Origin of the sequence: Mucilaginibacter lacusdianchii, from assembly GCF_009770985.1 — a bacterium.
GTDB classification, from domain to species: domain Bacteria; phylum Bacteroidota; class Bacteroidia; order Sphingobacteriales; family Sphingobacteriaceae; genus Mucilaginibacter; species Mucilaginibacter lacusdianchii.
Window position 1 is genome coordinate 168,311 of the sequence record NZ_WSRW01000003.1, and the last position, 11,900, is coordinate 180,210.

The following is an 11,900-nucleotide window of genomic DNA, read 5'->3' on the forward strand; positions in this document are numbered from 1 at the left end:
GATGGAAAGTAACAAAGATCATGCAGCACTAGCTGAAGTATTTAATAAAGACGAAGACCGTGTAGACTGGCACGATGAAACCTTATGGTGGATACGCCAGAAGCGCGATAAAAACGTTCACCAGTTGCCCGAATGGGAACTGTTGCGCGAAACTGCTTCTAATATCAAGCATAATGTATTATCGAATTTAAGCACCTATTTGGAGCAGTTCGAAAAAAGTGCGCTTGCCAACGGTGTAAAAGTGCATTGGGCTGCCGATGCAAAAGAGCACAACGAAATCATATTAGGTTTGCTTAAGCAGCACCAGATTGACCGTATGGTGAAAAGCAAATCAATGCTTACCGAAGAGTGCGGTTTGAACGATTACCTGGCCACGCATGGCATAGATGTAATTGACTCGGATTTAGGAGAGCGTATTGTACAACTGGCCGGCGAGCACCCGAGCCATATTGTACTGCCTTGTATTCACAAAAAGAAAGGCGAGATTGGCGATTTGTTTCACAAATACCTAGGTACACCGTCTAATGTAGACGATCCGCAATTTTTAACGGAAACCGCCCGCCATCACCTGCGCGAGATATTTTTGACCCGTAAAGCTGCCCTTACCGGCGTAAACTTTGCCATTGCCGAAACGGGCGAGTTTGTAATATGTACCAACGAAGGTAATGCCGATATGGGTGCCAACTTGGCCGAAATACACATTGCCTCGATGGGTATCGAAAAGCTGATACCAAAACGTGAGCACTTAGGCGTGTTTTTAAGACTGCTTACCCGGAGCGCCACCGGCCAGCCTATTACCACATATAGCAGTCACTATCGCAAACCTCGCGAAGGTAAAGAGATTCACATTGTACTGGTAGATAACGGCCGTAGTACGCAATTAGGGCGCGAAGATTTTCGTAACTCCCTTAAATGTATCCGTTGCGGTGCCTGCATGAACACCTGTCCGGTTTACCGCCGCAGTGGTGGTCATAGTTATCATACAGCGGTGGCGGGCCCAATAGGTTCCATACTGGCACCTAACTTGGACATGAAAAAGTATGCCGATCTGCCATTTGCCTCTACGCTTTGCGGCTCGTGTTCCAACGTGTGTCCGGTTAAAATTGATATACATCAGCAGCTTTATAAATGGCGGCAGGTGCTGGTGAAGGCCGGTTATGCGCCTGCCGGTAAAAAGATTGCGATGCAGGTTATGGCAGCCACTTTATCGTCGCCTACTTTGTACCATGCTGCCGGTAAAATGGGGCGGGCCACTATTAAGTTTGCGCCATTTGCAGTTAACAACAAACTGAATCCTTGGTACAAGCAGCGGGATATGCCAACGCCACCAAAAGAATCATTTGGCGAATGGTACGCAAAGAATAGAGGAAAATAGAGATAGGAGCCAAGAATTAAGAGCCAAGATTTTTCTGGTGCAAGTGGCCAAACGAGCGATGAACCAAGAACTATCAACCATGAATTAAAAATGACCAGCAGAGAAAAAATATTAGCTGCCGTAACACGTAATCAGCCAGCATCAACGCCATTGCCCGATTTAAGTGTATTTAGTGGTGATACAGATAGTGTAGTGGATAAATACATTTCGGTATTAACAGGTATAGGTGGAACGGCTTATCAGGTAGGTGGCTATGATGAAATAACGGGCATTTTAAATGCCAAGTTTACCGAAGGTAGGGTGGTTAACACGGTGTCCGAGTTGCATCCGCATCATCAGGTACACGTTTTTGATAATGATATACATGGCTTGGAAAACGTAGAGCTGGCCATTATCAGTGCGCATTTTGCCGTAGCCGAAAATGGGGCCGTATGGGTAACCGAAGAGTTAATGGGCCGCAGGGTGTTTCCGTTTATTTGTCAGCATCTGGCAGTTGTGGTACCCATCAGTCAAATTGTGCCTACCATGCACGTGGCTTATAAAGTTATCGGCAGCAAAAACTATGGCTATGGCGCATTTATAGCCGGTCCGAGCAAAACAGCGGATATTGAACAGTCACTGGTGCTGGGCGCTCATGGGCCGCGCAGCATGAATGTTTTTTTGATGGCCACATAAATATCCTTATCATTACCACTTTATAAACCTGTACATTTTTTGAGAACCCTATGGCCAGAAAGAACTACCTGTTTCCTTTTATACTGGTTACGTCTTTATTTTTCTTGTGGGCATTTTTGCACAACATAAATCCCATACTGATACCTCACCTCAAAAAGGCTTGCCATTTAAGTGATACGCAATCGTCGTTTATAGACCTTTCTGTGTCGCTGGCTTACTTTCTGATCGCCATTCCTGCCGGGTTGTTCATGCACAAGTTTGGCTACAAAAATGGTATCTTATTGGGGTTGACGTTATATGCCGTTGGCGCTTTTCTGTTTGTTCCAGCAGCGTCCGACCGTAACTATTTCCTCTTCCTGTTCGCCTTATTTGTAATAGCCAGCGGTGCTACTTTTTTGGAGGCCGTGGCCAATCCGTATGTGTCCATTCTGGGTGATAAAGAAACGGCTGCTCAACGGTTAAACTTTGCCCAATCCTTTAACGGTCTGGGGGCATTTATAGCACCTATTGTAGGTGGGCGATTTATTTTGACCGGAGTAGAGCATTCGGCTCAGGAAATCAAACAAATGTCGCCTAATCAAGTAAACGCCTATCTACAATCTGAAGCTGATACTGTCAAGATGCCTTATATGATCATTGCCGGTGGAGTGTTACTTTTATTGATATTGTTCTTATTCACCAAGCTACCCGATGTAAAGGAAGACGATTCCGCAGAAGATCTGCACGCACCGGGAACTAACTTTTCTGCAAAAGTGTTGCGCCATACGCACTTGCGTTGGGCCATCATCGCACAATTCTTTTATGTAGGTGCACAGGTAGGCGTGGGCAGCTTCTTTATCCGCTACGCCAAATTTGTGGCCGATGTGAATGAAAAACAAGCCGCCTTTTTATGGGGTGCTATAGCTATGGTTGGTTTTATGGCCGGCCGGTTTGCCGGTACGTTATTAATGCGCTTTATACAGCCGCCAAAACTGTTAAGTTTATATGCGCTAATTAACGTAATCCTATTACTGGTTGCGTTATACACCAAAGGTACCGTAGCCTTATATGCGGTTATGGCAGTGCCGTTCTTCATGTCTATTATGTATCCTACCATATTTGCGTTGGGTATTCAGGGACTGGGCGAAGAAACCAAAATTGCAGCGTCATTCTTGGTAATGGCTATTATTGGCGGTGCAATTGCGCCATTACTAATGGGTTTTATATCAGATAAAACCGGCAGCATACAAGTGGCCTATTGGGTTCCGCTGTTATGTTTCGCCGTTATTTTATATTATGGATTGAAAGGGCATCGAGTACAAAAGAAGATAGTTTTGGAGCAGGTGCTATAGTCGGATTTAAGCAAAATCATTCGTTGCATTGCAGCAATCGTTTACTATAATTAGAAAGACATGTTTAGTTTAAAAGATAAAGTAGCCGTAATTACCGGCGGAGGCAGCGGTATTGGCAAAGCCATCTCTGTGCTGTTTGTCAAGCAGGGCGCACATGTTCACATCATCGAATTAAATGCCGAGGCCGGCAGCCAGGTAGTCTCCCAAATTGAAGCTGATGGTGGCAATGCGCAGGTACATGCCGTTAACGTAAGCGATCAGCAGGCTGTGGTTGAAGCCTTTGAAGCCATCGGAAAGATAGATATCTTAGTAAACAACGCAGGCATTGCGCATGTGGGTAACGTTGAAAAAACAGCTGAAGTTGATTTTGAACGGGTGTTTAACGTAAATGTAAAAGGTGCTTACAACTGTTTATATGCGGTTGTTCCGTTAATGAAAGCTAACGGTGGTGGCGCTATCCTTAATCTAGCTTCGATCGCCTCGCATGTGGGTATTACAGATAGGTTTGCTTATTCCATGAGTAAAGGCGCTATTTATGCGATGTCGCTTTCTATAGCGCGCGATTACCTGAATGACCAAATCCGTTGCAACAGTATATCTCCGGCCAGGGTACACACGCCGTTTGTGGATGGTTTTATCACCAAAAACTATCCCGGTCAGGAACCTGAAATATTTGAAAAACTGTCCAAAAGTCAACCCATCGGCCGCATGGCCAAACCTGATGAAGTGGCTGCTTTGGCGCTTTACCTATGCTCGGACGAAGCAGGGTTTATAACCGGTTGCGATTATCCTATCGATGGTGGTTTCATCAAGCTCAACAATTAAAAGTTATTATCCCTTATTGAAGCATCAATAATGTATTGTATTATACAATGTTGATGCTTTTGTTACTATGAAAGATAATTTATCATAATAGAATGCTAAATATGTACAGTTTTAATCTGTGCTTTTTTTATCCCTTTGATTTTAACCAATTATAGCTACCGAGCAGTCGTTTCAACATTACTTAACTTGCCCGTAGTGTAAATCATTGGACTTTTTGACTTAAAACAACATGGCGAACACCGTATCGTTACCTAAAATAATATTTGGCACCAGTAGTTTGGGCAACTTGTATACCGCACTTGATGAAAGTGTAAAGCAGGAGATTGTTAAAGAAATTATCGAAAATTCGCCCAAACCTGCTGTGTTCGACTCGGCAGGCAAATATGGCGCGGGTTTAGCGCTAGAATCGCTAGGCAATGCGTTAAATGCGCTCGGTGTTAGTAAACATGACGTAATTATCAGTAATAAACTAGGTTGGTATCGTACCGAATTAACAACACCCGAACCAACCTTTGAACCCGGTGTGTGGCGTGATTTAAAGTACGATGCTGTTCAAAAAATAAGTTACGAAGGTATACTGGAATGCTATGAACAAGGTAACCAACTGTTAAACGGTTATGACGCGCAACTGGTATCGGTACACGATCCGGACGAGTATCTGGCTGCTGCCGAAACAGAAGCCGACCGGGAAAAACGTTACCAGGATATACTGAACGCCTACCGCGCACTGTTTGAGTTAAAGCAGCAAGGTAAGGTACTGGCTGTAGGGGTAGGCGCTAAAGATTGGAAATCCATCCAGAAAATAACCAATGATGTGCCGCTGGATTGGGTAATGATTGCCAACAGCATGACCGTGCACAGCCACCCGGCCGATTTGTTGGCCTACATGCAATCGTTAAAAGACAAGGGTGTATTGATTCTCAATTCGGCTGTTTTTAACGGCGGCTTTTTGATGGGTGGTGAGTATTATAACTACAAAGAAGTTGACCCCAATAACGAACATGATAAAGCTTTGCTAACCTGGCGCGAAAAGTTCTTCGCGCTGTGCAATCAGTATAAAATCCGTCCGGCCGAGGCTGCTGTACAGTTTGGTTTGAATGCACCCGGCGTAACCAGTATTGCACTGAGCACTACCAACGCCAAGCGGGTAAAAGGCAACATTGATATGGCCAGTGTAAAAGTACCGGCGGCGTTTTGGGAGGATATGAAAAAGCAGGGCCTGATGTCTGCCGAGATAGAGAATTTATAGATACCAACCCCATACCTATGTATAAAATTGATTCGCATCAACATTTTTGGCAGTTTGATAAAGAGCGTGATAGCTGGATTACCGATGATATGGAAGTTATTCGTCGCAATTTTTTGCCGGATGATTTGCAACCCTTGCTAAGCAAGCATGGTTTGCAAGGATGTATTGCGGTGCAGTCCGACCAATCAGAAGAGCATAACTCCTTTTTATTAAAGCTGGCGGATGAATACGATTCTATTAAAGGTGTGGTAGGATGGGTTGACTTGCAGGCTTACGATGTTGAGGACCGTTTAAAGCGCTATCGCCAATACAAAAAGATGAAAGGCTTTCGTCATGTTTTGCAGGGCGAGCCGCAACGCGATTTGATGCTGACAGAGGCATTTAAGCACGGGATCGGTTTGCTAAGCAAATATGGCTTTACTTATGATGTGCTAATTTTTCCCGACCAGTTGCAATACACCGCACAGCTGGTAAGACAGTTCCCTGATCAGGCTTTTATCATCGACCATATTGCTAAGCCGGATATTAAAAACCAAACCATTGATGATTGGGCGCGCGATATACAAACCGTGGCGCAATATCAAAATGTTAGCTGCAAAGTATCGGGCATGGTAACCGAAGCCAACTGGCATCAGTGGCAGGAAAAAGATTTTGAACCTTACCTGGATGTGGTGTTTAAAGCATTCGGTGCTGGTAGGTTATTATACGGATCAGACTGGCCGGTGTGCATGGTAGCCGGTGGGTATGGCCGTATGATAGAGCTAGTGAAAAATTATACCACACAATTATCAGCCCATGAGCAGGACCTGTTTTGGGGCGATAACGCCGCGCGTATTTACCAGATAGATATTGATTAATAAATGAAAACTTTAGTTTGTACTACACCCGGTGCCTTTGCCTATCAGGAGCAGGAAAAACCTGTTCTCGGAAAAGACAGAGCCATCATCAAAATAAAACGTATTGGCGTTTGCGGAACAGATTTACATGCCTTTAGAGGAACGCAACCTTACTTTAGTTATCCCCGCGTGCTGGGCCACGAGCTTTCGGGCGAATTAGTGGAGGCCGATAATGCTCCGGGTTTTGCCATTGGAGAGGCCGTTACCTTTATACCTTATTTTAACTGTGGCGTATGTATTGCCTGCCGATCGGGCAAGCCTAATTGCTGTGTAAACATACAGGTATGTGGCGTACATGCTGATGGGGGAATGGTGGAATACCTGTCCGTACCATCGCGGTTACTGGTACATGGCGAAGGTTTATCTTATGATGAACTGGCGCTGGTTGAACCTTTGGCAATTGGCGCGCACGGCGTGCGCCGTGCCGATGTGCAGGCTGGTGAGTTTGTGCTGGTAATTGGAGCCGGACCAATAGGCTTGGGCACCATGGAATTTGCCCGTATAGCCGGTGCCAATGTAATAGCTATGGACGTGAGCAACGATCGCTTGGAATTTTGCCGTGAGAAGCTGAATATCCAACACACCATTAATCCGGCTGAGGCGGATGCGGCGGAAGAACTGCGTCGTATTACTAATGGCGATATGGCTACCGTTGTAATCGATGCTACCGGTAATTTAAAGGCCATTGAAGGCGGTATCAATTATCTGGCACATGGTGGCCGTTATGTATTGATCGGTTTGCAAAAAGAAGCATTTAGTTTTAGTCACCCCGAATTTCACAAACGCGAGTCGACCCTGATGAGCAGCCGGAATGCTACACGGCAGGACTTTGAACACGTAATAGCCAGTATGAAACAAGGTTTGGTTGATCCTAAAACTTATATCACCCACCGGGTGGACTTTGACCAGGTAAAAGATCAGTTTGAAAACTGGCTGAATCCCGAAATGAAAGTAATAAAAGCCATGATTAGTCATGCTGATTAATAAACATCATATTATAAAATAGTTGAAGCTGGTTTATGAAGGGATTTAAAATTGCCGGATTTTTTGTTGCTGCATTGTTGAATTACACCTTAAGTAATGCTCAAAACAAGCAGGTACTGGGTTTTGATAAGTTAAACAGGTACGTATCTGAGTTTAACCGCACAGATACAGAAACGGTTAAAAACCTGGTGCCCAATGAACAGGCTGCAGCCTGGATGACACAAAACGTTCCGGTATTTGAATGCCCCGATTCTACCATCGAAAAAATATATTATTACCGCTGGTGGACTTTTAGAAAACACCTAAAGCAAACGCCGGATGGCTATGTGTTTACCGAGTTTATTACCCCTGTAAATCACGCCGGTATATACAATACGGTAAGCAGCGCTTTAGGTCATCATATCTACGAGGGTCGCTGGCTGCGAAATCCGCAATACGTCGAGCAATATATTTCGTTTTGGCTGTTTACTGATCCTAAACAGAAAAAGCCGCATCTGCACGCCTTTAGCAGTTGGATAGATGATGCGGTTTATAAGTTTTATTTGGTAAATCAGAACAAGTCGTTTATTCAAAAATTGGTTCCGGCGCTGGATGCAGATTACCGGCTATGGGAAACCGAAAAGCAGTTGCCGAGTCAGATGTTTTGGCAGTTTGACGTTCGTGATGCTATGGAAGAATCCATCAGCGGATCGCGTAAGCTAAAAAATGTACGGCCAACTATCAACAGCTACATGTACGGTAATGCAGTAGCCTTAACCGACATGGCTAAGCTTACTGCCAATGATACCCTGCAAAAAAGATACAGCCTTAGAGCAGCGAAGCTGAAAGATTTAGTTCAGGAAAATTTATGGGACGATACCTCATCTTTCTTCAAAGTGCAATATCCTAACGGTAAGCTATGTGACGCCCGCGAAGAGTTAGGCTACATCCCATGGTATTTTAACTTGCCAGATGATAAAGCCAAATACGCCAAACAGTGGGAACAGCTTACCGATGAAAAAGGCTTTAATGCCCCTTGGGGTATTACCACGGCCGAACGCCGTCATCCGCTGTTCAGAACGCATGGCACCGGCCACGGCTGCGAATGGGACGGTGCAGTTTGGCCTTTTGCCACCTCGCAAACCTTAACCGGCCTGGCTAACCTGCTTACCCGGTACAAACATCATGATGGGATGTCGGCCCAAGTGTTTTATAATGAACTGCATAAATATGCGGCTTCACATCAAAAGCGAGGTTTGCCTTACTTGGGCGAGTATCAGGACGAGAAAACAGGATATTGGCTAAAAGGTGATAATCCGCGTAGCAGCTACTATAATCACTCTACCTTTTGTGATCTGGTAATCAGTGACCTTATTGGCTTGAAGCCAAGGAATGATAACACTTTGGAGATATATCCACTTATCCCGCAAAATCAATGGAACTGGTTTTGCCTGGATAACGTAATGTATCACGGTCGCAACATTACCATCCTATGGGACAAAGACGGCAGCCGTTACCATAAAGGACAGGGTTTACGTATATATGCTGATGGCAAAGAAATCGGCAGAGCTAAAGAATTGAAGCATCTTTCCGCAAAACTTCCATCCTGATTGGTGCAGATGGCAAGATAATATAATAGCATGAAAAAATGTTATAGGGTTTGATAGGCCTGTACAGGTAGTTTTGGCAATATTGAATTACCAATTATACATTTAACCTGATAATTAACTTAAAGTCCTGTAGTAAAATAAAGTATGCGTTTGCATAAATTTATAGGGAATATTTAAGGTAATTAGCAGTTTGGAGAAATCCTATTTATGGCTAAACTAACCAAAGGCTGCATTATTGCCTGTCTGTATTGTTTATTATCTAATTTTTACCAGGCAGACGCTAAGCCTGCTGCCCAGCCGGTAAATATCGTGTTATCTAAAGCAAGTCATGCACGTGTTACTTATGGCGCTCAAAAGCTGGCTGCAGTTTTAGGTAAGCATGGCTATACAGCTAATATAATGTATCAACCGGCCGCATCAACCAAAGGAATATCAATAACGGTTGGTACGTTGCAGGATGCCTGGCTTAAAGCGGCATTAAATAAAAATAAAATTAAAGTAAGCCGCCAGCCGGGTAAAGAAGGGTTTGCCCTGCAATCGGCCAATAACAATATTGTCATTGCTGGCGCCGATAACTCAGGCGCATTATATGGTTGCCTGGAACTGGCCGATCAGGTGCAGGCTAAAGGGAAGCTGCCGGTAAACCTCCAATTAACAGACCAGCCCGAGATGGTGATGCGCGGCGCGTGCATTGGTGTTCAAAAACCTTTTTTGTTACCGGGCCGCGGTACATATGAGTATCCGTACACGCCCGAAAGTTTTCCGTGGTTTTACGATAAAGCACTCTGGCTGCGCTATCTTGATTCGCTCGCGCAAAATCGCATGAACTCCCTGTACCTTTGGAACGGGCATCCTTTTGCTTCTTTAGTTCGGGTGAAAGATTACCCAGAGGCAGTAGAAGTAGACGATGCTACGTTTAAAAAGAACGAGGATATATACCGCTTTATAGCCAATGAGGCCGATAAGCGTGGCATTTGGCTGGTGCAGGGCTTTTATAATATTATCGTACCTAAGCCCTTCGCCGAAAAACATAATCTGGTTACGCAAGACCGCAACCGGCATATCATCCCAATCATTTCTGATTACACCCGCAAATCTATAGCCGCATTTGTTGAAAAGTACCCTAATGTTGGCTTGCTGATTACCTTAGGTGAAGCCATGGAAGGTGTAGGACAAGATGATGTGGATTGGTTCACCAAAACTATTATTCCAGGTGTAAAAGATGGTTTAAAAGCCTTAGGTCGTACTGATGAACCACCTATTGTATTACGTGCGCATGATAGCGATGCACCTACGGTAATGAAATATGCTATGCCATTATACAAAAACCTGTACACTATGGCTAAATATAATGGAGAGGCGCTAACCACCTATACGCCGCACGGCTCGTGGGCTGATTTGCACCGCACGCTTAGCCGTATCGGTACCGTGCAGATAGAGAACGTACATATCCTAGCCAACCTGGAACCGTTCCGTTATGGTTCGGCCGATTTTATACAAAAGTGTGTGCAGGCAATGCACAGCGAGTACGAAGCCAATGGTTTGCACCTGTACCCGCAAGCTTCTTACTGGGACTGGCCATATACTGCCGATAGTGCCAATCAGCGTTTGTTTCAACTGGATCGCGACTGGATTTGGTACAAAGAATGGTCGCGCTACGCCTGGAACTGTCACCGTGACCGGGCCGGAGAGATAGCTTACTGGGGCAACCAGTTAGCGGCGCGTTATGGCTGTACACCGCAGCAAGGCAAAGCCATACTAGAAGCTTATGAGCAATCCGGCGAAATATCACCGCAAATATTGCGTAGGGTAGGTATTACAGATGGTAACCGCCAGACCATGACATTGGGTATGCTGATGAGCCAATTTGTTAATCCCGAAAAATATGGCTTGTTCAGCTTGTTATACACCTCAGAAGCGCCTGTTGGCGAGATTTTAAGTGATTATGCTGAAAAAGAATGGAAACATGAACAACACGTAGGCGAAACACCTATTGACGTAGCCAGCAATGTTCCGTTATACGGTAAAAAGGCTGTGGAAGCCATTAATCAGGCTACAGCAGGTGTTACACGTAATGCGGATGAATTCAAACGGCTTAAGAATGATATGTACTGCTACAATGCCATGGCTAATAGCTATTCGGCCAAAATAAAGGCAGCCGTGCATGTACTCAGATATAAATACTCTAACAACGTGGCCGATTTGGAAAATGCCCTGCCCGAAATGGAAAGCAGCCTGGCTTATTTTAAACAATTGGTCAATTTAACTAAAGACACTTACCTGTATGCTAACAGTATGCAAACCAAGCAGCGCAAAATTCCTGTTGGTGGTAACGACGCCAAAATGAAAACTTGGATTGAGTTGTTGCCGGTGTATCAAAAAGAACTGGATAATTTTAAGAAGAATCTGGACTCGCTGAAGTTGCCAGCGACAAAAGCTAAACAAGCTCAAAAAATTCAGTTTACCAATGCGGATGTAAAAGTACTTAGTGGTACCGAAGGATTCTACACCTGGAATGCCGGGGAACAGCCCTACGCTGATACGGCAGCCGTTATTCAAAATTTTGGACCAGAGTTAAAAGGTTTAAAAGGTATAAAGCTATCTAAAGCCAAACAAGTAAGCGATGGTGCTACCATCAAGTTTAGCAATAGTAAACCGGTTAAAGTGCTGGTTGGATTTTATACGCAAAAGTCTGGGCCGTATTTGCAGCCACCCCAATTGGAAACTGATGCCAGCGCTAACGATTTTGGTCAGGCCGATATTAAGATGGCTAATGCTGCGCTGATTCCGGGAATGCCTCCGGTAAATATTCATACCTACACGTTTAAGCCGGGTACTAACACACTCAGTTTAGGCAAAGGTGCCTGTTTAGTGCTTGGCTTTATTGACGATGCACAACCCGTGCCGATTTATGATGCCGGGTTGAGTGCCACAGGTAACATTAAAGATTTACGCTGGCTGTTTAACTAATTATTT

9 protein-coding genes are annotated in these 11,900 nt (G+C 44.6%); all 9 read left to right on the plus strand.

Going from position 1 to position 11,900, the window contains the following annotated elements:
- Position 1 precedes the first annotated feature (1 nt).
- The gene (locus tag GPM24_RS14305) at positions 2-1,375 is read left to right on the plus strand and encodes a lactate utilization protein B (RefSeq protein ID WP_158827487.1); all 1,374 of its coding nucleotides are present in this window, start codon (positions 2-4) and stop codon (positions 1,373-1,375) included.
- A 90-nt stretch (positions 1,376-1,465) separates the two neighbouring features.
- Positions 1,466-2,050 carry a LutC/YkgG family protein gene (locus GPM24_RS14310; RefSeq protein ID WP_158827488.1) on the plus strand — a complete coding sequence of 195 codons (585 nt, stop codon included), beginning with the start codon at positions 1,466-1,468 and terminating at the stop codon, positions 2,048-2,050.
- Between the two features lie 50 nt (positions 2,051-2,100).
- Positions 2,101-3,381, plus strand: coding sequence for an L-fucose:H+ symporter permease (gene fucP, locus GPM24_RS14315; RefSeq protein WP_158827489.1), 1,281 nt, complete (start codon positions 2,101-2,103; stop codon positions 3,379-3,381).
- Positions 3,382-3,441: 60 nt separating this feature from the next.
- The gene (locus tag GPM24_RS14320) at positions 3,442-4,206 is read left to right on the plus strand and encodes an SDR family NAD(P)-dependent oxidoreductase (RefSeq protein ID WP_158827490.1); all 765 of its coding nucleotides are present in this window, start codon (positions 3,442-3,444) and stop codon (positions 4,204-4,206) included.
- Between the two features lie 229 nt (positions 4,207-4,435).
- Entirely contained in the window at positions 4,436-5,455 is a 1,020-nt protein-coding gene (locus tag GPM24_RS14325; RefSeq protein WP_158827491.1) for an aldo/keto reductase, read from the plus strand.
- A gap of 17 nt (positions 5,456-5,472) precedes the next feature.
- Positions 5,473-6,312, plus strand: a complete 840-nt coding sequence (locus GPM24_RS14330) for an amidohydrolase family protein (RefSeq protein WP_158827492.1) — start codon at positions 5,473-5,475, stop codon at positions 6,310-6,312.
- A gap of 3 nt (positions 6,313-6,315) precedes the next feature.
- A complete protein-coding gene (locus GPM24_RS14335) occupies positions 6,316-7,335 on the plus strand; it encodes a zinc-binding alcohol dehydrogenase family protein (RefSeq protein WP_158827493.1) in 1,020 nt (339 codons plus the stop codon).
- A 35-nt stretch (positions 7,336-7,370) separates the two neighbouring features.
- Entirely contained in the window at positions 7,371-8,924 is a 1,554-nt protein-coding gene (locus GPM24_RS14340; protein ID WP_158827494.1) for an MGH1-like glycoside hydrolase domain-containing protein, read from the plus strand.
- A 207-nt stretch (positions 8,925-9,131) separates the two neighbouring features.
- A complete protein-coding gene (locus tag GPM24_RS14345) occupies positions 9,132-11,894 on the plus strand; it encodes an alpha-d-galacturonidase (RefSeq protein ID WP_158827495.1) in 2,763 nt (920 codons plus the stop codon).
- The last annotated feature ends 6 nt before the right edge of the window (positions 11,895-11,900 follow it).